The 24,646-nt window shown below is 69.7% G+C and carries 24 protein-coding genes and 1 tRNA gene; 12 read left to right on the forward strand and 13 right to left on the reverse strand.

Translation table 11 applies throughout. The features are described from left to right. Nucleotides 1–22: 22 nt before the first annotated feature. From lanKC to F4562_RS16325, 3 genes are all read left to right on the forward strand, one after another. On the forward strand, nt 23–2,599 hold the full coding sequence (lanKC, locus tag F4562_RS16315) for a class III lanthionine synthetase LanKC (protein ID WP_184547658.1): 2,577 nt from the start codon (nt 23–25) through the stop codon (nt 2,597–2,599). Nucleotides 2,600–2,826: 227 nt separating this feature from the next. After that, entirely contained in the window at nt 2,827–4,677 is a 1,851-nt protein-coding gene (locus F4562_RS16320; RefSeq protein ID WP_311734267.1) for an ABC transporter ATP-binding protein, read from the forward strand. Between the two features lie 223 nt (nt 4,678–4,900). Then, nucleotides 4,901–6,121, forward strand: a complete 1,221-nt coding sequence (locus F4562_RS16325; protein ID WP_184547656.1) for a cytochrome P450 — start codon at nt 4,901–4,903, stop codon at nt 6,119–6,121. Nucleotides 6,122–6,260: 139 nt separating this feature from the next. On the opposite strand, the gene F4562_RS16330 is transcribed toward F4562_RS16325, so the two are convergent. The 5 genes from F4562_RS16330 to F4562_RS16350 form a co-directional block, all read right to left on the reverse strand. Further along, nucleotides 6,261–6,605 (reverse strand): MerR family transcriptional regulator, encoded by a 345-nt coding sequence (locus F4562_RS16330; RefSeq protein WP_184547655.1) that lies wholly within the window; start codon nt 6,603–6,605, stop codon nt 6,261–6,263. Between the two features lie 609 nt (nt 6,606–7,214). Further along, complete coding sequence (locus F4562_RS16335) at nt 7,215–7,451, reverse strand: hypothetical protein (protein WP_184547653.1); 237 nt, start codon at nt 7,449–7,451, stop codon at nt 7,215–7,217. A 299-nt stretch (nt 7,452–7,750) separates the two neighbouring features. Next, nucleotides 7,751–8,137 carry a hypothetical protein gene (locus F4562_RS16340; RefSeq protein ID WP_184547651.1) on the reverse strand — a complete coding sequence of 129 codons (387 nt, stop codon included), beginning with the start codon at nt 8,135–8,137 and terminating at the stop codon, nt 7,751–7,753. Between the two features lie 2 nt (nt 8,138–8,139). Beyond that, complete coding sequence (locus tag F4562_RS16345; protein WP_184547649.1) at nt 8,140–8,562, reverse strand: ribbon-helix-helix protein, CopG family; 423 nt, start codon at nt 8,560–8,562, stop codon at nt 8,140–8,142. An 83-nt stretch (nt 8,563–8,645) separates the two neighbouring features. After that, entirely contained in the window at nt 8,646–9,437 is a 792-nt protein-coding gene (locus F4562_RS16350; protein ID WP_184547647.1) for a hypothetical protein, read from the reverse strand. A 200-nt stretch (nt 9,438–9,637) separates the two neighbouring features. Between F4562_RS16350 and F4562_RS16355 the strand changes: the two genes are divergently transcribed. Continuing rightward, nucleotides 9,638–10,210, forward strand: coding sequence for a cadmium resistance transporter (locus F4562_RS16355; protein WP_184547645.1), 573 nt, complete (start codon nt 9,638–9,640; stop codon nt 10,208–10,210). Between the two features lie 110 nt (nt 10,211–10,320). After that, entirely contained in the window at nt 10,321–11,079 is a 759-nt protein-coding gene (locus F4562_RS16360) for a PrsW family glutamic-type intramembrane protease (RefSeq protein ID WP_184547643.1), read from the forward strand. 99 nt (nt 11,080–11,178) lie between these two features. Here the strand turns inward: F4562_RS16360 and F4562_RS16365 are convergent, their stop codons facing one another. Genes F4562_RS16365 through F4562_RS16375 form a run of 3 tightly spaced genes read right to left on the reverse strand, consistent with a single transcriptional unit; the run spans nt 11,179 to nt 14,172 of the window. Beyond that, entirely contained in the window at nt 11,179–12,141 is a 963-nt protein-coding gene (locus F4562_RS16365) for a TIGR03943 family putative permease subunit (RefSeq protein WP_184547641.1), read from the reverse strand. Continuing rightward, nucleotides 12,126–13,157 carry a permease gene (locus tag F4562_RS16370; protein ID WP_184547639.1) on the reverse strand — a complete coding sequence of 344 codons (1,032 nt, stop codon included), beginning with the start codon at nt 13,155–13,157 and terminating at the stop codon, nt 12,126–12,128. Before F4562_RS16370 ends, F4562_RS16365 begins: the two co-directional genes overlap by 16 nt. A 43-nt stretch (nt 13,158–13,200) precedes the next feature. After that, on the reverse strand, nt 13,201–14,172 hold the full coding sequence (locus F4562_RS16375; RefSeq protein WP_184547637.1) for an NUDIX hydrolase: 972 nt from the start codon (nt 14,170–14,172) through the stop codon (nt 13,201–13,203). 502 nt (nt 14,173–14,674) lie between these two features. Here F4562_RS16375 and F4562_RS16380 point away from each other — a divergent pair. After that, nucleotides 14,675–15,658 (forward strand): DUF4328 domain-containing protein, encoded by a 984-nt coding sequence (locus tag F4562_RS16380; RefSeq protein WP_184547635.1) that lies wholly within the window; start codon nt 14,675–14,677, stop codon nt 15,656–15,658. Nucleotides 15,659–15,751: 93 nt separating this feature from the next. Here the strand turns inward: F4562_RS16380 and F4562_RS36360 are convergent, their stop codons facing one another. Further along, on the reverse strand, nt 15,752–16,342 hold the full coding sequence (locus tag F4562_RS36360) for a M15 family metallopeptidase (protein WP_311734266.1): 591 nt from the start codon (nt 16,340–16,342) through the stop codon (nt 15,752–15,754). Nucleotides 16,343–16,412: 70 nt separating this feature from the next. On the opposite strand from F4562_RS36360, the gene F4562_RS35000 reads away from it, so the two are divergent. After that, nucleotides 16,413–16,604 (forward strand): hypothetical protein, encoded by a 192-nt coding sequence (locus F4562_RS35000; RefSeq protein ID WP_246473451.1) that lies wholly within the window; start codon nt 16,413–16,415, stop codon nt 16,602–16,604. A gap of 352 nt (nt 16,605–16,956) precedes the next feature. Next, on the forward strand, nt 16,957–18,138 hold the full coding sequence (locus tag F4562_RS16390) for an ATP-binding protein (RefSeq protein ID WP_184547633.1): 1,182 nt from the start codon (nt 16,957–16,959) through the stop codon (nt 18,136–18,138). Between the two features lie 113 nt (nt 18,139–18,251). On the opposite strand, the gene F4562_RS16395 is transcribed toward F4562_RS16390, so the two are convergent. Then, nucleotides 18,252–19,100 carry a MauE/DoxX family redox-associated membrane protein gene (locus F4562_RS16395; protein WP_184547631.1) on the reverse strand — a complete coding sequence of 283 codons (849 nt, stop codon included), beginning with the start codon at nt 19,098–19,100 and terminating at the stop codon, nt 18,252–18,254. A gap of 5 nt (nt 19,101–19,105) precedes the next feature. Further along, nucleotides 19,106–20,056, reverse strand: coding sequence for a hypothetical protein (locus tag F4562_RS16400; protein WP_184547630.1), 951 nt, complete (start codon nt 20,054–20,056; stop codon nt 19,106–19,108). Nucleotides 20,057–20,356: 300 nt separating this feature from the next. Here F4562_RS16400 and F4562_RS16405 point away from each other — a divergent pair, with 300 nt between their 5' ends. Further along, on the forward strand, nt 20,357–20,878 hold the full coding sequence (locus F4562_RS16405; RefSeq protein WP_246474090.1) for a SigE family RNA polymerase sigma factor: 522 nt from the start codon (nt 20,357–20,359) through the stop codon (nt 20,876–20,878). A gap of 119 nt (nt 20,879–20,997) precedes the next feature. Here the strand turns inward: F4562_RS16405 and F4562_RS16410 are convergent, their stop codons facing one another. After that, nucleotides 20,998–21,531 carry a MarR family winged helix-turn-helix transcriptional regulator gene (locus F4562_RS16410; protein WP_184547629.1) on the reverse strand — a complete coding sequence of 178 codons (534 nt, stop codon included), beginning with the start codon at nt 21,529–21,531 and terminating at the stop codon, nt 20,998–21,000. A 96-nt stretch (nt 21,532–21,627) separates the two neighbouring features. On the opposite strand from F4562_RS16410, the gene F4562_RS16415 reads away from it, so the two are divergent. Together F4562_RS16415 and F4562_RS16420 are read left to right on the forward strand one after the other, a co-directional pair. Continuing rightward, nucleotides 21,628–22,188 (forward strand): YceI family protein, encoded by a 561-nt coding sequence (locus F4562_RS16415; protein WP_184547628.1) that lies wholly within the window; start codon nt 21,628–21,630, stop codon nt 22,186–22,188. Between the two features lie 383 nt (nt 22,189–22,571). Continuing rightward, nucleotides 22,572–22,661, forward strand: a tRNA-Ser gene (locus F4562_RS16420). A gap of 104 nt (nt 22,662–22,765) precedes the next feature. Here the strand turns inward: F4562_RS16420 and F4562_RS16425 are convergent. Beyond that, nucleotides 22,766–24,205, reverse strand: a complete 1,440-nt coding sequence (locus tag F4562_RS16425; protein ID WP_184547627.1) for a site-specific integrase — start codon at nt 24,203–24,205, stop codon at nt 22,766–22,768. Nucleotides 24,206–24,399: 194 nt separating this feature from the next. Here F4562_RS16425 and F4562_RS16430 point away from each other — a divergent pair, with 194 nt between their 5' ends. After that, the gene (locus F4562_RS16430; RefSeq protein WP_221207836.1) at nt 24,400–24,606 is read left to right on the forward strand and encodes a helix-turn-helix transcriptional regulator; all 207 of its coding nucleotides are present in this window, start codon (nt 24,400–24,402) and stop codon (nt 24,604–24,606) included. Nucleotides 24,607–24,646: the final 40 nt, after the last annotated feature.

A 24,646-nucleotide genomic window follows, 5' to 3' on the forward strand; every position in this document is an offset into this window, starting at 1 on the left:
CACCCGTCAGGAGCTCACCCCCATGGACGACGCAGTCCCGCAACTACTGGTCTTCTGCCAGGCCGATCGGTTGTTCTTCGAACCGGTCTCGCACATCGCGGACCGCGACACCCGCTTCCCGGCCGCGGACAGGCCCCTCCCGAACGGCTGGCGCTCGGCCGAGGAGGGCCTGTGGGTCGTGCTCCAGCCGCCCGGCGTCACCCTTCCCGACCAGGGGTGGAAGATCCATGTCTCGGCGACCGACGCCGACGCCGGAGCCGTCTGCGACCTCGTGGTGGACTTCTGCCTCGGCCGGAACCTCGCGATGAAGTTCCTGCGGAGCAGGGCCGCGGCACGGCTGCTCAACAGCAAGTACGCCGACCGGGGGAGCAGCGGCAAGCTGATCACGCTGTATCCGGCCGACGAGGACGAGCTGAGCGAGGTGCTGCCGGCGCTCGCCGCGACCCTGCGGGGCTTCACCGGCCCGTACATCCTCAGCGACCTGCGGTATGAGGACTCACCGGTCTACGTGCGCTACGGCGCGTTCCACCCGATGCGCTACGCGGACCCCAACGGTGACCCGGTCTACGCCGTCCGGACACCCGACGGGCGGCTGGTGCCCGACGACCGCTCCCCGGTCTTCACCGTGCCGGAGTGGGTCCGCGTCCCGGAGGTGCTGCGCGGGTCGCTGGCGAAACGCGACTCCGGCGACGGGGAGGAGTTCCCGTACCAGATCGAGCGACCGTTGCACTTCTCCAACGGCGGCGGGGTGTACCTCGCCCGGGACGCCGCGGCCGGGGGGTATGTAGTCCTGCTGGAGGCCCGCCCGCACGCGGGACTGGACGGGGACGGCGTCGACGCGGTCGCCAGGCTGGCGCACGAGCGCGACGTCCTGGAGCGGCTGGACGGCCTCGACTGCGTCCCCCGGGTGCTCGACCACCGGGTGATCTGGGAGCACCACTTCCTGGTCGAGGAGTACATCGACGGTGCGACCCTGATGGAGGAGGTGTTCGCCCGCTACCCGCTGGTCGGTCCCGGCTCGTCCGCCGAGTCGACGGCCGCGTACGTCGAGTGGGCGACCGACGTCCTGGCCAAGGTGGACCACGCCCTGATGTCCGTGCACGCGAAGGGCGTGCGGCTCGCCGACCTGCATCCCGGCAACATCATCGTCCGCCCGGACGGGCGTGTCGCGCTGATCGACTTCGAGGTCGCCTCGGACCTGGACGACCTTCGGTCCCCGGGTCTCGCCGCCCCGGGATTCGCCGCGCCGGCCGGACTGTCGGGCCGCGCCGCCGACGACTACGCCATGAACTGCCTGCGGCAGTGGGTGTTCCTCCCGATCAGTCCCCTGCAGGACCGGGACCCGGTCAAGCTCTCCAGCCTCACCGACGTCATCGCCGGGCACTTCCCGGTGCCGCCGGGGTTCGGGGCACGCATGGTCCGGCGGTTCGAGGCGGCCCACGGCCCTCTCGGTGAGGACGGACCGGCCCGGATGTTCGACGTCGACGACCCGGACTGGCCGGCCATCCGCGACTCGCTCGTGGCGGGCATCACCGCGAGCGCGACCCCCGAACGCGAGGACCGGCTCTTCCCCGGTGACCCGCAGCAGTTCGTGACCGGCGGGTTCAACGTCGCCTACGGGGCCGCGGGCGTGCTCTGGGCGCTGCACCAGGCCGGCGCCGAAGTGTCGCCCGACCACGTGGACTGGCTCGTCGCGGCCGCGCGCCGGGACGCCGACCCACGACCCGGCCTCCTGGACGGGCTGCACGGCGTGGCGGCGGTGCTGGAGTCGCTCGGGCGCCGCGACGACGCCCTCGACATGCTCGACCGGGCCCGGAAGCTGCACGACGGCCTCACGGCGCCCGGGATCCACAGCGGGCTGGCCGGAGCGGGCCTCAGTCTCCTGCACTTCTCCGAAGTCACCGGGGACGGGGAGCTGCGCACCGAGGCACTCGACATCGGGGAGAGGCTGGCCGCGGAACTCGGGGACGACGGGTCGCCGATGTTCACCCCCCAGTTGAGGACCGGTCTCCAGCGCGGGCTGACCGGGGTCGGGCACTACTTCCTCCGGCTGCACGACCTCACGGGGGACCCGCGCCACCTCGACCTGGCCGGGCAGGCGCTGCGCCGTGAGATCGACCGGGGGCACATGCTGCCGGACGGCACGTTCCAGTTGCTGGACGGCAACCGCTACCACGCCTACCTCGGCACCGGCAGCAGCGGCCTGGCCCTGGTCCTCAGCCAGTACCTCGCCCGGCGCGCGGAACCGGACTTCGAGGGCTTCGTCGCCGGTGCCCGCCTGGCCTGCCGGGCACCGTTCATCCGCCACCCGTTCCTGTTCATGGGACGCGCGGGCACCATCGCCGCACTTCATCTTCTGGGACTGCCGGAGGACCGGCCGGTCGTACGCGACCACGTACGACGGCTCGCCTGGCACGCCCTCTCCCACGAAGGCCATCTGGCCTTCCCCGGCAACCAGCTCCTGCGGCTCTCCATGGACCTGGCGACGGGCTCGGCCGGAGTCCTCGCCGCTCTGGGCGTCGCGTTCAACCAGAACGCGTCGATCATCCCCGTCCTCGATCTGCGGTCTTCCGCGGTCGAGGAGAAAGGAAGGAGGTGAACACCATGGCTTACGTTCTCCAGCTCCAGGCCCTCAGCACCCCCAAGGCGCAGCAGGCCGGCTGCTACAGCCACGTCACGTCGTACAAGGGCACCTGCTGAGTGACCGCTGAGTAGTCGGTGCCGGGGGCCGGTCACAGCGGCCCCCGGCACCTCTCACCCATTGTCCGACCTGCGGTCCGCTGCCGGAAACACCTGTCCCTACCGAACATCCCGCGAGGAATCCCTGTGGATACGCAGCGTGATCAGCGTGACGCCCCGGAGGCGGCCGTGGCGGCCGGCCCTCGAGTCCCCGAGTCCGGGCAGGTGGCTCCCGGCGGTGACCGGCCCCCGGCCCCTCCCCCTCCTGACTCCGCCTGGCGAGTGCTGCTGCGTCACATGCGCCAGTCGTGGCGTCCGCTCCTCCTCGGCGGAGTGCTGGGCCTGCTGGCCAGTGTGATCGGCCTGGTGCTCCCGCTCGTGGTCAGGCGGCTGGTCGATGACCTCGGTGCCGACCGGCCGGTGGCCGGCGTGCTGCTGCTGATGGGTGCGCTCGTCGTCCTCTCCGCGGCGGCCGGACCACTGGGGGAGTACGTGCTGCGCCGCGCCGGTGAGTCGATCGTGCTCACCGCCCGCCGCCGCCTGATCTCACATCTCATGCGGCTGCGGATATCGGCCTTCGACTCCTCCGAACCCGGCGACCTGATGTCCCGGGTCACCTCCGACACCACCCTGATCCGCCAGGTCGCCGCCGACTCGCTGATCGGCGGGATCACCGGGGGCGTCGCGCTCGTGGCGACCGCGACGATGATGGGCGTGCTCGACCCGGTGCTGCTGGTGGTCACGCTCGGCGTGCTGGCCGTCGCCGGCACGGTCCTGCGTCTGATCATGCCGCAGGTGCAGCGGGCCAGCCAGGAGGTGCAGCAGTCGGTGGGGCTGATGGGCGCCGCCCTGGAGCGTGTGCTCGGCGCCCTGCGCACCGTGAAGGCGTCCGGCGCCGAGCAACGCGAGGGGGCGGCCGTGCACCGGGCCGCCGAGGAGTCGTGGCGGTCGAGCGTGCGTGCCGCGAAGTGGCTCGCGCTCGCCGGCAACACCGGGGAGCTGGCCATCCAGCTGGCCTTCTTCACGGTCCTCGCCGTGGGCGGAGCCCGGGTGACCTCCGGGGCGATCGACGTGGGAACGCTGATCGCGTTCCTGATGTACGTGTACTTCCTGATCGGGCCTCTCCAACTGCTCATCCGGGCGTTCGGCCAGTACCAGGTCGGCGCCGCGGCGATCACCCGGCTGCAGGAGGCGGAGCGCCTGCCGGCCGAGCCGGAGAACCCGCCCGCCCCGCTCCCCGCCCCCGAGACGGCACCCGCTTCGCTGGAGTTCCGGGATGTGCACTTCCGCTACGCGCCCGACCTGCCGCTCGTCCACCGCGGGGTGACCTTCAGCGTCCCGGCGCGAGGCATGACCGCCTTCGTCGGGCCCTCCGGCGCGGGCAAGACCACCCTGTTCTCGCTCATCGAGCGGTTCTACGAGCCGACCTCGGGGAGCATCCTCCTCAACGGCCGCGACGTCGGTGCCTGGGACCTCCCGGAGCTCCGCGCCATGATCGGGTACGTCGAGCAGGACGCCCCCGTCCTTTCGGGTTCCCTCCGTGAGAACCTTCTGCTCGGCGCTCCCGACGCGAGCGACGACGAGATGCGGCGCGTCCTGCGCACCACCCGCCTCGACGACCTCGTGGAACGGCTGCCCAACGGTCTTGACTCCCTGCTCGGCTCCCGCGGCACGAAGCTGTCCGGTGGCGAGCGCCAGCGGGTGGCCATCGCCCGCGCGCTGCTGCGCCGCCCCCGTCTCCTCCTGCTGGACGAGGCCACCTCGCAACTCGACGCGGTCAACGAGGCGGCGTTGCGGAAGACCGTCACCGAGGTGGCCCGGACGACGACGGTGCTGGTCGTGGCGCACCGGTTGTCCACGGTCACGCAGGCCGACCGGATCGTCGTCGTGGACGCCGGCACCATCCTGGCCATCGGCACCCACGCCGAACTGATAGAGGCGGAGCCGCTCTACGCCGAGCTCGCCACCACCCAGTTCCTCCCCGCCAACCACCGGTGAGGGAGGCCGGCCCGGCACCGGGAGGGCCGCCCACCCGGTGCCGGGTAGGCCGCCCGGCCGACTCCGGGAGGGTCGTCCGGCCGGCACCGGGGTGAGCACGCGGCGGGCACGCCCGTCCGTTCGCCCGGAAAGCGTCCGTCCGTTCGCCCGGAAAGCCGTCCACCCGGAAAGCCGTTCGCCCAGAAAGCTCGACCGAGGGAACACGAGAAAGGCTCGTAGCCATATGACCATCAATGATCAGCCGGGCGGTGCCGACCTCGTCGGCCTGTTGGGAGCCGAAGCATGCCCGGAGGGCCTTCCGGTGATCAACGTGGAGATGCTCAGAGACCCCGAAACGCTCCGGCGGATGCGCGAAGCGGGTGACCTGCATCGCGTCAACCTGGGAGGCCGTGAGGCCGGTTGGCTCCTGACCAGCCATGACACGTCCTGGAAGGCCCTGGTAGATCCGCGGATGAGGGGCGAGTCCCCCTACTCCAGGAAGCGGGCACCAGGGGAGCTCGCGGACGAGGAGGACCTGTTCTTCCTGCCCAATGAGGAGCACGCGAGGCTGCGCCGCATGATCTCACGGCCGCTCACCCCCCGGAGGGTCGCGGCGTTGACCGACCGGATCCAGAAGGAAGCGGACGCGTTGCTGGACGCCATGCCGCCTTCCGAGGCCGTGGACTTCATCGCGTCCTTCGCCCGCCCGTTCCCGGTGGCGGTGCTCTGCGAGTTGCTGGGGATCCCGCAGGACGGACGTCGGTACATCCGCGACTACATCTACGGCTGGGTGGCCGAAGCCGGCGAGGCGACACCGGTCACGGAGAGCGCCGGACTCGCCCTGGCCGACTACCTCAGGACACTGATCGCGCAGAGGCGGGCCGAGCCGAAGAACGATCTCATCAGCGCGATGGCGCAGACGGAGGGCCCGGAGACGTCGGAGGAGGACGTACTGTCGGCCGTCAGGCTGCTTCTCGTCGCCGGCAACCGGCCCGTCACCCGCCTGCTGACCAAGAGTCTCGGGGTGTTGCTGCACGATCGAAGCCACTGGCAACGGCTCGTGGACGACCCGACGCGGATCGACGCCACCGTCGAGGAACTGCTCAGGATCGTCACGCCCATCGCGCTCTCGTCCCGGAACCTCAAGGAGGAGGTGGAGATCGGTGGCGTGCTGCTGCCGGAAGGCGCCGGGGTGCACTGCGCGCTCGGCGCGGTCAACCGGGATCCCGCCCACTTCACCGATCCTGACACCTTCGACCCCGAACGGCCCGACAACCCGCATATGGCTTTCGGGCTCGGCCACAGGCACTGCCTGGGGGCGGCGCTGGCCAGAGCGGAAGCCCGGATCGTCTTCGGCACGCTCACCCGGCGCTTCCCCGACATGCGCATCCTGAAGGACCAGGAGGTGCACGGCCTCCGGCCGGGCACCAGCCGGCTGCCGGTCGTCCTGTGCCCGGTCCCGTGAGGCCGGGGCTACGGCGCCGGTGTTTCCCGGGACGGGTCAGTGAGAGCGGGGGTCACGACGTCGGTGTTTCCCGGGACGGGTCGGTGAGGCCGGGGCTACGGCGCCGGTGTTTCCCGGGACGGGTCAGTGAGAGCGGGGGTCACGACGTCGGTGTTTCCCGGGACGATTCGGCGCGGCGACGAAACTCGGCGTTGAGACGCAGAGCCTCGTCCAGCTGGTCCTCCAGGGTGATGATCCGGCAGGCCGCCTCCATCGGGGTGCCCTGGTCGACGAGACGGCGGGCACGGGCGGCCAGACGCAGCTGGTGCCGGGAGTAGCGCCGGTGACCGCCGGTCGAGCGGAGCGGCTCGATCAGGTTGGCCGCGCCGAGGCCGCGTAGGAACGCGGCGGTGACACCGAGCATCTCGGTGGCCTGGCCCATCGTGTAGGCAGGGTAGTGATCGTCGTCGAGTTTTTCGGACAGTGCCGAATCACTTGGTTCCATCGCGCCTTCCGCGGTAGCAGCGGTATATGCCAGGGGCCCCGGCGCCTGTGCGCCGGGGCCCGAAGAGTTCAACACCATCTGCCGACTGTCAGGTCGGCTCGTCTTCATGCACCTACGGCCGGGAACCGGCGGCGGTGCGAGGATGTATGTGAGTGACGGAGGACCACCTTCCATCCTGTGGGACTCGGCACCCGCCCGGCCGACTGAGGGCCGCCACGAGTGGGCCGAATGGCGTCCAACTCTCCTTTCTCTCTCGTTCTCTCAGCCCGGGGCCCGACGCGGGCCGCCCGGCCCGCCGGGCACCGGACCCCTCACTGCCTGGTCCTGCCGCGCCCGGCGGTCTTGCCGTCTCACTTCGTCGTATGTCGTCCGAGAGTTCCTCTTCGTCCGACGACATAGATGCTATTTTCCAGACTCCAGCATGTCTACATTAGCCAATGTAGATTTTCGCTTACGGTGTCACCCGGATCCGGCGCCGCGCCAGCCGTGAGCAACCATGACCGGACGTGGCCATCCTTGATCGAAGGTGACCGGGCATGACCGGGCATGACCGGCACCGCGGAGCCGGGAAGGACTGTCGGGTGAGGGTGTGCCGGGGCCGGTCGGTGGTCAGTAGGAGGGGTCGGAGATCGACTCGGCCCGGTAGACGTCCATCGAGCCGTCGACGTCCTCGTCCACGCCCGTCTTCCGCAGCGACAGCGTACGCCCGCCGATCTTCAGTGACCGCTCGCCGTTGATCTCCGTGGACGCGAACACCGTGACCGTGTGACCGTGCATCTCACGTATCGGGTCGTACTCTGGTTCGTCCGGGATGTCGAGCTTGATGCGCCTCGTTTCGAACGTCACCTTTCCAGTGTGGAACCCCGAGCCCGGAAAAGCGATGGGGCAGGCGTGAGGAGCGGTTCGACATCCACTCGCGAGACGGCGAAACGGTGTGGAACGCCCCCGAGACGGTCCGGGTGGGCCCCCTACGGGACGGGCGGGTGGTCGCGGCTGGTTCCCCGCAGGGCCTGTGGCGGCCGAGGCGGATCCCCGTGGGTCCGGCGGGTCCCCGTGGGCCCGGCGGATCCCCCGTGGGATTTCCCGCAGGGCCTGCGGTGGCTCGCGGTCACCTCCCGCGCGGGAGGGCGGGAGGAGATGTGCCCCTACGGCAGGGGGTCGATCTCGATGTGCTGGTCGTACTGCGCCAGCTCCGCCCCACGGTCGGTCAGGATGGGCCACCTGGTCGCGCGGGCACACCAGACGACGTGCCCGGCGGTGATGTCGCGCGAACCGTCGAGGATCTCCGCGATGTCCCCGACCTTTCCGTGGGTGAAGTCGTCGATACGCACGCCGGGCGTCGTGACGAGCTCGAACAGCTCCACCTGGGTGGACATCGGGGAGATGGACAGCACGGCGGCCAGGCTGGTCGCGGGGACGCATATCCCGCCGCCGCGGAACAGGCACATGGCGGCGACGCTTCGGGAATATTCGGTCTTGGCCACCGCGATGTCGACCAGCGCGCTGACGTCGAGCACCCGACCGGGGATCATGATCAGCTCCTCCGGAAACCGCGAATGCCGATCTGGCGCCACTCCGCCTCGGAGAGCTGGTCGACCCCCAGGGATTCGGCCGCCACGTCGAGGTCTTCCCGGTGCAGGTTCCATCGGTGCATCAGTGTGATCACATGAGGCTTGTTGCCGATCTCCCGCTGGACCGCCGTGCGGATCACATCGGAGATCTTGTTCCCGGTCAGCCGCGCCTTGCGGGCGAGCGCCTCATAATCCGCTTTGTCCAGCTCTATGGTGATAGAGGTCTCAGTGGCCGGCGTGTTGATCGCTTCCTGCCCTTCCCTGGGGTGAAGGTGTGCCAGCCAGAGTGGAACCGAATCGGATTGCCGCCTGACGGTGTCGTGTTCGTCCGGCGATGGTCTGTCTGACCCTGTGCCGTCTCGCCAGGCCGGCATGGAGGAGGCCATGCGTCCGACAGTAGCCGCGAATTCCTGGTTTTGGCACCACTTCTGAATGTCCGACAGTGGCATATCTCCGGAAATAGAACGGATCATTGGGGCGAATCTTTATAGGACGCGGAGATTCCCGTGTTCAGGTCCGCAGTAAAGGCTCCCGTATCGGGGCCCACGTCGAAGATGCCCGTTCCCGGGCCCTGCGTTCCGGTCCCCGGGCCCTGTGTTCCCATTCCCGGTGTCTGCATGCCCGTTCCCGGGCCCTGTGTTCCCGTCCCCGGTGTCTGCATGCCGGTTCCCGTGTCCACGCCGGGCCCCGGTGCCTGCGTGGCCGTGCCGGGTGCCTGCGTGCCGGTTCCCGGCGCCTGGGTTCCCGCACCCGGCTGGGCCGGGTCCGGGCCGCCGGAGGCGGGCGGGGCGACGCCGCAGGACCCGGCGCTCCGGCGCCGTTCGGCTATCTCGTCGACCGTCCTGGTCTCGTACTCCAGCTCCTCGTCCTCCGGGAGCACGTACCGCCACGTGCCGTCGTCGTAGCGGAAGGCGAAGTCGGTGCTGTCGCCCAGCCTGGTCGCCCGGACCGTCGCGTCGTCACCGGTCACCGTGACCTCTGTGATCGCGAAGGGGGTGACCGCTCCCGGCGGCGGGCACACGATGAACAGCCTCATGTACTCCCCGCGGGAGATCAGTTCCTGCGCCTCCGGGGTCCACAGGTCCCAGAAGTCGCCGTAGGCCCCCTCGGCGTAGGCGTCGAGCGCCGGCTGCGCGGCCTGCCGCACCTCGGTCTCCGAGTGCGCCACGCCGGTGCTGGAGGAGGTGCTCGGCGGTGAGGAGGGCGGGTCGAGCACCATGGGCACGGTGACGACGGCTCCGATGACCACGCCGACAGCCATGATCACTATGGCGGCCAGCCCTCGCCCCGTCTCACCCCGCGGCGGCGGGCCATGCTGCTGCGGATAGCCCACGTGTGGTCCCCGGACGGCCGACAAGAGCGGATGGACGTGATCATAACTCTCGCTGCGCAAGGCTGACCACGGTCGCCGTTTCCCGAACCGCCCCGGGACGAGCATTCTGGAGAAGACATAATGCGCCCGTGGGACGAACGATCGCCACCGCCGCCGCGGTCTTCGCCGGTACCAACATCGACGACATCCTCATCCTCACGGTGTTGTTCCTGACGTCGCGGGCGAGGGGCCTTCCCCGTCCCCGGCAGATCGTCGCGGGCCAGTACGCGGGCATCGCCGCCCTGGTGGCCGTCTCCGCGGTGGCTGCCCTCGGGCTGGCCGTGGTCCCCGATCGCTGGGTGGGGCTGCTCGGCCTGGTGCCGTTCGGCATGGGCCTGCGGGGGCTGGTCAGGGCGGGGAGGAGCGGTGGTGACGAGCCGGAGCCGGTGGCCTCCGGCGTGTTCTCGGTCGCCGGGGTGACCGTCGCCAACGGGGCCGACAACATCTCCGTCTACACCCCGATGTTCCGCACGATCGGCCCGGCCCCCAGCCTCGTCACGGTGACCGTGTTCGCCGTGCTCGTCGCGGTCTGGTGCGCGGCGGCCTCCTGGCTGGGGTCGCACGGGAAGGTCGTCGCCCTGGTCGAGCGGACGGGCAGGTGGCTGGTTCCGCTGGTGTTCATGGTGATCGGTGGCGCCATCGTGGCAGAATCGGTCTTTTAGGTAATAATGGACTTTTCCTCCGAATTCGGGTAATGCTCACCGGGGAACTACTCCCCATGCGAGAGCATTTACGGTTTTACCGTCACAGATGGTTCAGAGTGTGGATCGCCATGATCGCACTGTCCTTCTCGCTCATCGCCATGATGGAGGCGGTCGGCAACCGGGCGGTCCTGCCGGCGGCGTTCTTCTACGGGGCCGCCGCCGGGCCCGTCGCCCTCCTGCTCGCCATCCACGACCGCACCGCGCTCGGCGCCAGCGTGCCGCCCATCACCCTGGCCGGGATGTTCCTGTTCGGTGGCGGCGTCGCCCTCCTGATCGGCGGATACCTCGACTCCGTCCTCATCCCCGACAAGCACAGCCCCTCGATCCTGCGAGTGGGGTGGATCGAGGAACCGGCGAAGCTCGTCCCGCCCCTCGCCGTGGCGCTCACCGGCCGCCACCTCGTCAAGGCCGCCGGGGTCGCGCTCGGCCTCTCCTGCGCCACGGGCTTCGCCATCATGGAGTCGATGTCGTACGCCTGGAAGAGCATCCACGCGGACGCCGGTGTCGTCGAGGCGGGAACGGTCCTCTTCCTGCGCGGCCTCACCACCCCCTTCGGGCACCTGATCTGGACCGGCCTGGTCTGCGCGGTGGCCTTCGGCGCCTGGCAGGCCCGCGGACGGGTGACCGTGACGCTCCCCGTGGTCGCCGCCGTCGTCACGGCGGCCGTACTCCACTCGCTCAACGACGGCCTGCTCGTCCTCGACATCCCCGGAGCCGCCCGGTTGCTCTTCCTCGTCGTCGCGGTGGTCAGCTACTGGTTGTTCCACCGCGCCACCCGCGATCTGAAGCGGAAGGTGGTCCTGGAGCCGGTGCCGTCCCGTGCCTGACCTCCAGAGCCCGCGTCCACCGCCCGCTCGGCCCGCACCCGTTCCGTTCCGCCGGTCTACTCGTAGGGCTCGTCCATCCATCCGGAGGGGCCCGCCGGTCTACTCGTAGGGCTCGTCGGGGGCTTCGATCTTCATGAGGCTCTTGCCGGCCAGCTGCGGGTAGACGACTCCGTTGGGCATCTTGCCGAAGTCCTGCGGGATCCAGGTGCCCGTCACCTCGACCCAGGTGTCGGCAGGCGGGGCAGGCAGGTCCTTCACCGCCACCTTCAGCGGGAACGCGTCGGCGGCGCAGCAGGCGATCTGCATGCGGGTGACGTACCACTGCCCCTTCTTGGCCGGGACGACGAAACCGGTCAGCCTCACCTCGCGGCCGGTGAGGGACTTCTTCTCGTCGTCCCAGGCCCGGCCGATGAACTCGCCGATCGTCATGTCCAGTGTGCCGTTGCCACCCAGCGGGGTGAACGCGCTGAGGCTCTGCTCGCGGGGCGGCGGGATGTCCTCGCGCGCGGCGGCGAACGAACCCAGGGCGGGCGGCGCGATCAGGAAGATCGCGAACACCGGAAGGCACATCAGCCACGCCACTCGCGGGCCACCGTGCGAGTGGCCGTGGTGGCCGTGGTGGTCCTGAGGTTCGTGGGAGATGGGGGAGTCATGAGGGCCGTGGGCGGCACGGTCTCCCGGCGCGTCATGACCGTGCCGCCCCGGCGACCCGCCGGACGGATCCCCCGACAGCCCACCGGACGGATCCCCTGCCGGATCCCCCGACGGGCCCTCCGACGGATCGTCTGACTCCGTCGCCGCCTCGTCTCCGGTGCGCTCCCCGGACGCGCCGGAACGGGCCCGCTCCCCGTCCCCGCCGGAGGCCTCCCGCACGCGGGTGGCCTGGAACAGCCCGGCGACGCCCAGGATCACCAGAACCGCCCCGGCACCGATCAGGAACGGCCGGAACCCCGGTTTGACGTAGTTGAGGTAGGTCGTGGAGAACGCCGAGATCCGCAGCACGGCGCAGCCCAGCAGGGTCAGGACCAGGTTCTGGGTCACACGGTTCACAGCAGCAGCCATCCGACGAGGGTGCTCACCAGCACGGCGAGCACGAAGGTCAACGGGACGAACCGGAGCGCGAAGGCCCTGCCGAACGTGCCGATCTGCAACGCGATCAGCTTCAGGTCGACCATGGGCCCGACGACCAGGAAGGCCAGTTTCGCGGTCGGTGAGAACGCGGTCATCGAGGCCGCGACGAACGCGTCGGCCTCCGAGCAGATCGACAGCAGCACCGCCAGCAACGCCATGACCAGGATGGCGAGCCAGGGCACCTCGGCAACCGCGGTCAGCCACTCGCGGGGCACGGTGACGTTGAGCGTGGCGGCGGCCAGGCCCCCGACGATGAGGAACCCGCCCGCGTGCAGCAGGTCGTGTCGCATGGCCTCGCCGAACCGTGCCCACTTCGGCCCGTCGCCCGACGGCCGGGCGGGGACACGCAGCCACTCGCTCCGGCCGAACCGCAGCCAGAGCCAGCCGACCAGCACCGCCACCACCAGCGACGCGCCGAACCTGGCCAGCACCATCATCGGCTGCCCCGGGAAGGCGACGGCGGTCGCGACCAGCACGATCGGATTGATCGCGGGCGACGCGAGGAGGAACGCCAGCGCGGCCGCCGGGGTCACGCCCCTGGACATCAGCCCCGAGGCGACCGGTACGGACGCGCACTCGCAGCCGGGCAGCACGGCACCCGCCACCCCGGCGACCGGAACGGCCGCGGCCGGGCTCCGGGGAAGCGCCTTGGTCCAGAACGACGGCGGGACGAACGCGGTGATCGCCGCGGACAGGGCCACGCCGAAGACGAGGAACGGGAGAGCCTGCACGCAGATCGCCACGAAGATGGTGGCCCAGGTCTGGAGCGCGGGGGCCGTCAGATACGGCGTGAGCGTGAACCTGCCCACCACCAGCAGGACGACGACGAGCGCGAACCCCCACGGGACGACACGCCTCGGCGAGTCGGCACGCCCCCAGGAATCCGGGGGAAGGGGGCTCTCCTCGCCGGCCCAGGCACTCTGTCGATCAGTCCGAAGCTCGGGCATGCGCTCCATCGTGCCAGATTCCGGAGGTACTCCCGCGGAACAGTCAGAGCTGCGAGAGCAACCACCGCGGCCCGGCCACCGCGGCACCCAGCTCCGTGACCCGTTCGCGCAGTTCCCTGTCCGCGGTGACGACCAGGACACGCTCCCAGGGGCGTGCCTCCCGCACGACCCGCACGATCGCGTCGTCCCCGCTGCCGGGGGCGGAGACGACGGCGACCCCGGTGACGGGGGCGGTGCCGCGAGCGGCGCCTTCGACGACCGCGATGATCCGGGGGAACCAGCGCACCAGGGGCGGCACGTGCTCCGCCGGGGCGGTGAAGCCCAGCGTGGCACGGGCGCCGAGCTGGGCGACCAGCTTCGCCGCGGCGGCGGCGCGGTCCGCCCACCAGCCGCGCTCGGCACGAGCCCCCACGATGTTGGCGGCGTCGAGGACGACCGAGCACGGGCGGAGGGCGAGACGGACCGCGGGCCAGGCCCCGGCGAAATCCGGATGGAGCCCCATGGCGGTGACCTCCTCGGCGGGCAGCCAGCGCAGCCCGCCGCCGGCCGGGACCACCTCCGGCGGTTCCGCGCCTGCGGTGACCGCGGTTTCGGCGATCATGGTTTCGGCGATCGCGGTTCCGAACGACCAGCCACCGTGGTCGTCGAGGTGGACGCCCTGAACCCGTAGGCTGCCCTGAACCCGTAGGCCGTCCCCAGTCCGCAGCCCGTCCCGAACCCGGAGCCCGTCCCGAACCCGGAGCCCGTCCCGAACCCGCAGGCCGCTCCCGTCGAACGTGACCCTGCGGACCTCGCACATGGCGCTCGCCACGACGTCTTCGTGACCGTCGCGGCAGCCGCCCGGTGGAGCCCAGCCGCCGCCGTGGCGGCTCCGCGGGGAGTGCTCCCGCATCAGGACGTGCGCCTCGCCGGTGTCGTCGTGGTGAACGGCCAGCACCCCCGAGGCCCCGTGCACACCCCGATGCCGGTGCCCGCGGTCACACCGGACCCAGCCGTCACCGTCCATGGCCGCCATGAGCCAATGATGCCCCGACCGGCCCATTCGGACCGACCGGTCCCGGGGAGCGCCGCGCGGTCCACGGGCCGGTGGATGCGGTTTCGCCGCGGTGCCGATCCACTCACAGTCCGATTATTCGTAAAAATCGGAGGAACGTCATGGAAAACGGATGCATTATTCCTATCCCATGGCCTCCGGGCAAAGGTTTCACGGGAAACAGAGGACGGCGAGAGCGGCGGCCCGGAAGGCAGAGAGCGCGGGGTTCGGACCGGCGTCGGGGTGATCGAGAACGCCTGTATGATATGAGGAAATACTCACGCCTTATATGTAAATACGACATACTGGCTGGGTTTATAGCCCCCGCCGAAGGGTTTCCATGGCGTCGAGCACCTCCCGCACCCCCGTCCGCTCTCTACGGCCGATTCGCCCGTTCGCGATGGTCTTCGTCATTCTGGCCGTTCTGGTTTCCATAGGGTCGTCCAGCATCTCGGCGCTGCTTCTCCTTCTCGAGGAGGAGCCGGTGATCGACTTCCTGCGGGAGAGCGACTGGTCGTGGCAGGCGGTCCACCGGTGGTCCATCCTGTACACGCTCCTCTACTCCCTGGTCCTCTTCCTGGCGGGGGTCGCCTTCCTGTGCTGGCTGTTCCGTGCCCGCGCCAACGCGTATGCGATCTCCCCGGGGGTGTCGCACACCTACCCCGCCGCGTTCATGGTGCTCGGCTGGTCCATCCCCCTGGTCAACCTGTTCGTCCCCAAGGGGATCGTCGACGACATCCGGGCCACTTCGAGGCCCGGTGGCCTGCCGCCGGGCAGTGATCTCCTCAGGATCCGCCCCTCCGGTCAGGTCCGGGCGTGGTGGCTGACCTGGCTTGCGTGGTGGGGTGCGGAGATCACGTCCACGGCTGTGGCGGACACCGACGCGAAGGCCCTGAAAACCGCCCTCCTGGTCGCCGACATCGTGCTGGCGTTCGCCGCGGCCCTGCTCGCGGCGCGGGTCGTCATGACGATCACCGGACTTCAGGAGGCCGCCCGGGCCAGGGCCCGATCCGGGTCCGCACCGCCCCTCGGAGAGCCCGCGCCGCCCGGAGCCGACGATCCCGTGTCGTACCTTGGGCTGGTCTCCCTCGTCGTACGGGACTACGACGAGGCCATCGCCTTCTACGTCGGTTCCCTCGGTCTCGAACTCCTGGAGGACAGACTCCAGGACGACGGCAGTCGCTGGGTGACCGTGCGTCCGCGGGGAGCGAGGGAGACGGCGGTCCTGCTCGCACGCGCCGTCACCCCCGTCCAGGAGGCCCGCGTCGGCGACCAGGTAGGCGGCAGGGTCGGCCTGTTCCTGCACACCGACGACTTCGTCCGCGACTACGGACGGATGAAGGCGGCGGGCGTCGCCTTCGAGGAGCTCCCACGGCAGGAGTTCTACGGCACGGTCGCGGCCTTCCAGGACCTGTACGGCAACCGCTGGAACCTGCTCCAGTCCAACGCCTCGGCGGTACCCGGCTGAACCCGACCATCCACCGGCCGGGGCCGGGCAGGGTCCCGGCGAGGGCGAGGCCGGGTGGGAGCAGTCGGTCAGGGGGGAAGGTTCTCCCCGGCCTCAGCCGCCGGTCTGTGAGAAGTGCTGGTAGTCCTTGATCCCCGACCAGTAGCCGCCCCACTCCCAGCCGGCTCGCTCGAAGGCCCTGACCACCCGGTCGCCGGGGTTGATCACGCCGGGGCCTTTGACCGGGCGTTCGGCGAACTTCCGGGCGTTCTTGTGCGCCACCGAGCCGTCACCGGACACGTACGGGTTCTCGCGGGGGTTGATGTCGACGGCCCGGCCGTACGCGTGCCGGGACCAGCTGCTCGACCCCGTCGCCGGGCGGCAGTTGAAGGCCGAGGTGTTGTCGGCGTCGATGGAGGCGAAGTCGCTGCCCTTGTAGACGTCGACGAGCTCCATCTTGTAGATCGGCCAGCGCCAGTCGTACAGGCGCCCGAAGATCGAGACGATGTCCTGGGCCGCGGCCTTGTGCACGACGAGCTCGCCGGTGTGCGGCCTGTCGTCGAAGCCCCAGTACGTCATCGTGATCAGCCGCAGATCCCCGACCGGGACCGGGCAACCGGGTCGCCAGGAGTATTTCAGCCGGTCGCGGGAGACCTTGGAGATCGTGGCGGAGAACTTCGGGGGGCCGGTGGGGGTCGGCGTCACGGTGTCCGCTCCCGGAGTGCCTTCCGGGGTGGCCGGTCCCGGGGTGGCCGGTCCCGGAGTGCCTTCCGGGATGGCCGTACCGGCCGTGGGCGCCGGGGACGGCACGGCCGCCGTCGCCGAGGCTGTCCCCGAGGCCGGTGCCGCGGGGGGCGGCGTGGCGGGCTGTGAGGATGTCGCGCCGCAGGCGGTCGCCGACAGGCAGCCGGTGACGATCACGAGTGCCGCACGCCTGTGTGTCACCGATCCGGAGCTTCCCACCTGATGCCCCCCGCCTGTCTTCCGAAAGATCTCTCAAGTCGGACAAAAGCGACAAGTATCAATTGTATTGATCGGAGGCCCGCTCGGCGTACGGGTTCTCGTTCTTTGGTGGAGCTTTTCATCGAAAGTATCGTGCCTGTGTTCGAAACCGCGCTACAGTCGTGGGCGTCGGATCGAACACGGGTTCGGGCGGCGCGTTCTCCCAGGCGAAGGGGTGTGTCATGGTGACTGTCGCGACGCCGCCGGCGACCGGTGCCCCGCTGCCCCGGGTGTCGTTCGAAGACGGTGCGACACGCCGTAGCGCTCTCTACGGAAATCTACGTCGGCCGCTATATCCCGTCATAAAGTCCGAGAGCGTGGACCCCGTGCGGAATCCCTATGCCCCCGGTGCCGGGCAGCGACCTCCGGAGCTCGCCGGGCGCGACCGGGAGCTACAGCAGTTCGAGATCGTCCTGGAGCGGGTGGCCCGCGGGCGCCCCGAGCGCAGCATGGTGGTGACCGGGCTGCGCGGCGTCGGCAAGACCGTCCTGCTCAACACCTTCAAGTCGATGGCCATGCAACGGCTGTGGGGTACCGGGAAGATCGAGGCCCGGCCCGACCAGTCGATCCGGCGCCCGGTGGCCGCCGCGCTTCACATGGCCGTCCGTGAGCTGGCGCCACGACACCGCGCACCCGAGCGCATCGAGGAGTTCCTCGGCGTGCTCAAGGCCTTCGCGATGCGCGACCCGTCGGCGGCCAAGGGCACCTCACACTGGTCACCCGCGATCGACGTGCCCGCGGGGCGGGGCCGCGCCGACTCCGGGGATCTGGAGATCGACCTCACCGAGCTGTTCGTCGACGCCGCCGCCGTCGCCACCGATCTGGGAGTCGGGATCGCCCTGTTCATCGACGAGATGCAGGACGTGCCGGCCGCCGACATCTCGGCTCTCTGCGCGGCCTGCCACGAGCTCTCCCAGAGCGGCGGCCCGCTGATCGTGGTCGGCGCGGGGTTGCCGCATCTGCCCAGTGTGCTGTCGGCCAGCAAGAGCTACTCCGAGCGGCTGTTCCGGTACGCCAGGATCGACCGGCTCGATCGGGAGGCGGCCGATCTGGCACTCATCGCCCCGGCGCAGAGCGAGGGGGTGGAGTTCACTCAGGAAGCCCTCGACGCGCTCTATGAGGCGGCCGACGGCTATCCCTACTTCGTCCAGGCGTACGGCAAGGTCGCCTGGGACCTGGCGCTGCGCAGCCCGATCACCGCCGACGACATCAGGGTCTCCGCCCCCGAGGCGGAGGAGGAGCTCGCGGTCGGTTTCTTCGGCAGCCGTTACGAGCGGGCCACCCCCGCCGAACGCGACTACATGCATGCCATGGCCGCCATCGGTGACGAGCCCGTGGCGACGGCCGAGGTCGCCGAGGGGCTCGGCCGCAAGCCGTCCAGCCTTTCTCCGGCTCGTGACAGCCTCATCAAGAAAGGGCTGATCTACAGCGCGGAACGCGGGTTGATCGCGTTCACCGTGCCGCACTTCGGAAGATTCCTGCGTTCCCAGCCGATCTGAACACATGTTCGATATACTGTCTCCCGGGCCGTAGTCTTCTATACGGCTCTCTAGTGGGGAAGCTAGAGAGCCGTATAGAGCCCGATCGTCGTGCTGGGGAAACCTAGGCTCCTCTAGCGTCCAGCCGATATAGGCATAGATTCCGGCAGAGACTCGGTGGTCACCGGCTGTCCGTCGGAGCCGACCAACGCGACCCGCACCGCCGGGTGCCGCCCACTGAGATAGATCGCGAAGACCACGTCCACCGGCTCGCCCGCCGGGCTGTGCCCCGGGTAGACGAAGAACCGCCAGCACAGCTCCCGCCAGCTGTCGACCGGCTCGGTGTCCGACAGCAGCTCGGTGTGCGCGCGCCAGACCGCGCTCGCCCGCAGGCGGCCGAGGGCGGTGGCCGGGTCCAGGCGCCGCTGTTCGCAGGGGGTGCGGTGGCGGAGCCGGGCGACGCTCTCGTCCACCTCGGGCGAGAGCACGACAAGCACGACCAGCCCGGCCAGCGCCGCCGGCCCGTGCTCCCACCCCAGGCCGGTCAGCGTCTCCCAGCCGGGCACCTGCGGAGTCCAGGCCAGCAGTCCCGCCGACATGCCGGTCAACACCGCGGCCCGCCCCAGCGACCGCCACCCCACGGGGACGGCGCTGACCTCGCCGAAGCAGCCGCAGCCCACGTCCGGGCGCCGCCGCCGCAACTCCCACAGGACATAGGTGGACACCGCGAAGAACGCGGTCGTGCTCCACCGGAAGAACGGATGATCGGTCACGAGCAGGCCGCCCGCCAGGAACAACTCGCCGAGCGCGCAGGCCAGCATCGTGGGCGAACTCCAGCGCTCGGGCACCAGCGCCGCCGGTCCGAGCCTGCTCAACGCGCCCGGTTCGGTTTCATGCGTGGCCGTCCACACTTTGGCGGCCGTGCCGGCCAGCAGCAGCAGAACCAAGATCGGCAGCTGCGCGGCGGAGATCGTCGTCAGCATCTGTGTCACCCCATTCCGACCCGGACGTTGAAGCATCCCGCGGTCAGGTCGCCGCCGAGCTCCACAAAGGACCTCGGCGACAGCTCCACGATCCGGCCGCGGGGGGAGGTGCCGCATTCCAGGCACCGGTCGCAGAACCGGCCGGCCATGCATCCGCACGCCACGACCGGCAGCACCGACGTGCGTCCGGAGCACACGTTGCGCACGTTGACCATCGAGCCCAGCGCGAGGTAGGGCAGCCCGGTGCAGGAGATCCCCGTGTCGTCGCAGGCCGCGTCCGCGCGCTCCAGCATGGGGTAGGCCACCCCCTGCTCCTCCGCGTCGAAGGTGTCGGCCCAGGTCGCGGTGCCCGAGATCCGCGACTGCGCGCCGCCGTAGCCGGTCGGCGACGGGGGCACCGCGGTCCAGCGGTAGGGCGGCTGGGAGGTGGCCGGCAACCTCGCGTACGAGACCCCGTCCTCGCGTACCCCGATGGCGTCGAAGAGGTAGCCGGGCTCGAACTTAGGATGCCGGACCTGCAGCCGCCCCGAGGCGCGGTAGGGGACGACGATCGTGCGCCGCCCCCGGTGCGGGCCGCAGTACAGCTCCAGGGTGCGGTCCTTGCCCTCGGTGCCGACGGACTGGATGACCCCGGTGATCCGGGTGATGTCCGCCCAGATCCGATCCACGACCCGGCCCGACCGCAACGCCTTGACGATCACATTGGAGCCTGCGGGGAGGTCCGCGGGGTTGACGACCTCACCGCGCCAGGCGGTCGCCCACGGCGCGATCACCAGCCGCTCCTCACGGCCGTCCTGGGTGTCGAGGACGACCAGGTGCGGGCTGACGTCGACGACCGTGCCGCTGATCGCGCGGAAGGACTCACCCTCCTCGGAGACCGGCCCGGGTTCCTGCACGGTCCGGCCGAGCGCGGCCGCCGCCAGCGTGCGGCGGCGATCGGCGCTGCGATAGGGCATCGTCGCTCCCCAGGTTCTGCGAGCTGTCGCAGCCAGCGTCACATGCTTCGTGGCCTGTCGCTGGTCGCTCGGCCAATAATGACGCCAGGTCTCCGACCAGGTATGAAAGTTTCTCTCCCACGTAGAAGGCATCGGCCCCCATCTGCGAGCAAAACAGCCCCTAATGGTTCTTGTACGCCCTGCCGCCCATCGAAGCCGATCTTTGCCGTTGACGGGATGAAACATAGATTCCGGTTCAGCCACACTATGAGCTCAGGCTGCGATTCTGACCACGTTACGCACTCGGAGCGCAGGCTGGTGATGGCGGTGACCGGCGGAACCCACGAGGAATTCCGGGAGTACGTCGTTGCACGTGGCCCGGCTCTGCTGCGCGCCGCCTACCGGCTCACCGGGCATGCCAGCGATGCCGAGGACCTGCTCCAGGCGGCCCTGGTGAAGACCTACCTCGCCTGGGATCGCATCCAGGACCGCTCGGCCCTGGACTGCTACGTGCGCCGGGCGATGGTCAACATCAACATCTCCTGGTGGCGCCGGCGCAAGCTGGAGGAGTACCCGTCGGAGGAGATTCCAGAGCCGGTGCTCGCCGACGGCCTGGCCCACCTGCCCGAGCAGGTCGAGCAGGCCCTCGACCGGCTGCCGGCCCGGATGCGCACCGCGATCGTGCTGCGTTACTACGAGGACATGAGCGAATCGGAGATCGCCACGACCCTGGGCATCAGTGTCGGGACGGTCAAGAGCACCGTCTCGCGCGCGATGGCGAAACTCCGCGGCGACCTCGTCCTGGCTGAGCCCCGCCCCCGTCACCTGGAACCGCAGACCTGACGCCCGGGTGGCAGCCCCGACGCCCCGGTACGGCGAGCCGGGTCCCCTGCGGGTACGGCGGATCGGGCGGCGCTTCCGGTACGGCAGGCTTCAGGTGTCGCCCCGGTACGGCGGATCGCTCACCCGGAGCGGGTGGTCTCCGCGCCGGTGTCGTCGCACCGCCGGCCGGTGTCGGGTAGGGCCGACTCCGCACCTGCGGTGGCGCACGGCCGGACGGCGTCCCTGATGGTCCGGAGAGCGTCCAGGAAGGCGCTGAGCTGTTCGGGCGTGAGGAGCCCGGTGAACCAGGTCTCGATGTCGGCCAGGTGCTGCGGGATGACACCACTGAGCCGGTCGGTGCCCGCCGGGGTGATGGCCGCGTAGGAGGCTCGCCGGTCGGTGGAGCATGACTGCCTCGCCACCAGGCCCTCGCGTTCCAGGCGGTCGACGACCCGGGTCATCCCACTCGTCGACAGGCTCGTCTGGGCGGCGAGATCGCTCATGCGCAGGCGTCCCCCCGGTGAGCGCGCCAGTCTGATCAGGGTCTCAAAGTCGATCTCTGAGAGCCCCGCCGTCGCGAACGACCGGTGCGTCTTCACCGCGATGCCGGTGTACGCCTCCGCCAGGAGGCCCATTGCGGTCAGCCGGGAATCGTCAAAGGGGATCACACTCATACTGTATCCGACGGTAGTTGACGTGAGGAATATTCCTCATGTAGAAATCTGTTGACGCAAGCATCCGCACGGCAAGTACCTCTTCGGGAGCAGATCATGAGCACTCGGACCTGGGAGAACCTCCAGATCCCCACCCCCGGCACCTTCACCCTCGACGCCGCCCACACCCGGATCGGCTTCGTCGTCAAGCACATGATGGTGAGCAAGGTCCGCGGTCACTTCGAGAAGTTCTCCGGCAGCGTCACCATCGCCGAGAACCCGCTGGAGTCCTCCGCCGAGCTCACGATCCAGACCGAGAGCATCAACACCGGAGTCGCCGACCGCGACGGCCACCTCCGCAGCGACGATTTCCTCTCCGCTGAGAAGTACCCCGAGCTGACCTTCCGCAGCACCCGCGTCGTCAGCCACTCCGGTGACACGTTCACCGTGCTCGGTGACCTCACGGTCCGTGACATCACCAAGCCGGTCGAGATCACCGTCGAGTACGGCGGCGCCGGCACCAACCCGTGGGGTCAGGAGCTGTGGGGCTTCTCGATCTCGGCCGAGATCGACCGGGAGGAGTTCGGCCTGACCTGGAACCAGGCTCTGGAGACCGGTGGCGTCCTGGTCGGCAAGAAGATCAAGATCGAGATCGAGGGCGAGGCCAACCGCGCCTGATCGTTCGATCGCCGGAGGGTCCCTTCCCCGCGGAGGACCCTTCGGCCCTCGGAGATGTTGCGGCGACTGTCGGCCGTGTCCCTTCCCCTCACTGAGGGAGCTTCGGCCCGGCGGGTCACGGCGGCTCGGTCCCTCCATGCCCCTTCCCTGCGTGGAGGGACCTTCGGGCGATCACCCGTCGAGATGACATGTCTCGGGAAATGGGAATCCACAGGCCCCCCACCCTCCTCGGCTGGGAAGTCGCAGGTTTGTCCACAGATGTGGATCGAGTTATCCACCGCCTGTGGACAACCCTTCCATCACCCCCACCCGCGACTCGATCGCCAACCGCTTTGCCGCCTCGCCGGATGGCCGGTACTCTGTGCTGAGCCACACGGCAACCAGGAGGCTTCGCCTAGTCAGGTCTATGGCGCCGCACTGCTAATGCGGTTTGGGTTTACCGCCCATCCGGGGTTCAAATCCCCGAGCCTCCGCTGTGACCAGGGGTTTCTTCCGGAAGGATCTTCCGGAGGGAGCCCCTGTTTTGCTGTTCAGGACTGACGTGAGCACAAGGTGAGCACAAGGCGGTTTCACGGGCTCATTGCGTCTTCTTTCTCGGGATGATCGCGGCCGTCGCCTCGGCAGCCGCCCGGGAGACCTCCGGCACGACCGAGGTGTAGACGTCGGCGGTGAAGCTGTAGCGGGCGTGACCCAGTGTGGCAGAGACCACCTTCATATCCACCCCGGCGGCGAGCATCAGCGTGGCCGCGCAGTGCCGGAGATCGTGGAAGCGGATCGGCGGCAGGCCCGCGGCCTTCACGATGGCCGTGAACCGCTCGGAGACGTACTCCTCGCGCAGCGCCGACCCGTCCTCGGCGGCGTAGATCAGCCCGCTGTCGATCCAGTCGGCACCGGCCGCCAGGCGCTCGCGCCGCTGGGTCGCGCGCCACGCCTTCAACAGCTTGATGTTGGAGTCGTCCAGAGCGATGGTCCGCCAGGACGGATCGGACTTCAGGCCGTCGTCGTCCTCGTCGTCGGACTCCAGCAGGCTCAGGGTCTTCGCGCCACTCAGGTCGGTGTCCTCCCACCGGGCACCGCACACCTCACCGCGGCGCAGACCGCGCGTGGCCGTGAGGTGGTACAGCGAGTACAGGCGCTCCCCGCGCTCCTCGACGACGTCGAGGAACCGGCCGCACAGCTCCGGCGTCCAGACCATGACCTTGCCCGGGACCTTCCCGGTCTCCTCCCACCGGGCGACCCGCTCGGGTGTCCACACCAGCGGCCGGCGCTTGGGCAGACGTGGCAGCTCCACGTACTGGGCCGGGTTGTGGGGGATCTTCTTGGTCTTGGCCGCCGTACCGAGCGCGGAGGACAGCACCCGGTGGATGCGGTGGATGCGGGAGACGGACAAGGGCTTCTTGCGCTTGAGCCCCGGTGTCTCCCCGTCCTCCAGGCGGAGCTTCGGCGCGAGCGCGCGGGCCGCCAGTAGCCGGCGGAGCATCTCCGACAGCCGCTCCCCCTCGGGAAGATTGTTGATCTGCCCGATGGCCGTGTAGAGCTGGCTGAGGTGCTGATCGTTGACTTCGCCAAGCTTGAGGTGGCCGAGGCCCGGTTTGCCGTACAGCTCGACGGTCTCGATGTAGGACTCCAGGGTGGAGTCCTTGAGTGACTTCTTGCCCTTCACCCACTGGTCCAGGTAGGCGCCGAAGGTCAGGCTCCGGTCGGGGGCGATGCCGCCCTCGTCGAGAACGGTGAGTGCCTTGCGCAGGGCCTTGGCCGCCTCCTCTTCGGTGTCGAAGGGGCCGAGCCAGGGCTGGCGGCGCTTGCCGTCCGGGCCGGGCGGCGCGCTGTAGCGAGCCCACCAAGCGCCGTGGCCGGAGTTCCAGCGCCACTGAGGCTGACCGTCCTTACCGAGCTTGGGTTCGCCCTTGCGGTCCTTGAGGTGCACCCGCAGTTGAGGGCAGCGGTCGCCGAGCTGCTTTCTCGTCTGTGGGTCGCGGCAGCCGCACCGCTTCTTCACCACCCCTGCACGTTTCATTCCCTCTCCTTGCTGGGGGACTAGAGGAACTAGGGCGAACTTAACAGGATGGCGAATGAGTGTCCACTAGTTCTTTCAGTTTCCTCTAGTCTTGATGGTCTGCGTTGGCTGTGTCCGATAGACCACGGTTGACGTTGGCCAGCGCGACAGCCCAGCGGAGAACGCCGGGCAGGCCGGGAAGGAAGGGAGGGGGCATGGCAGCCGACGACAGGCTCATGCTGATGCCCGAGATCGCCGAGTACACCCGACGTCCGGAGAGCACACTCCGATACCTGCGGCATCGGGGCGGCCCCGACGCTCCGCCGCTGTGGAAGCAGGGCCGCCGTCTGGTCGCCTGGCAGAGCGAGATCGACACATGGCTGGACAGGCTGAGGGCGGCCGATCGGAGAGCGTCCGGGTGACTGCGTTCCCGGCCATGTGGCAGGGCCCGGAGCTGGGCCC

Source organism: Streptosporangium becharense, from assembly GCF_014204985.1.
Taxonomy (GTDB): domain Bacteria; phylum Actinomycetota; class Actinomycetes; order Streptosporangiales; family Streptosporangiaceae; genus Streptosporangium; species Streptosporangium becharense.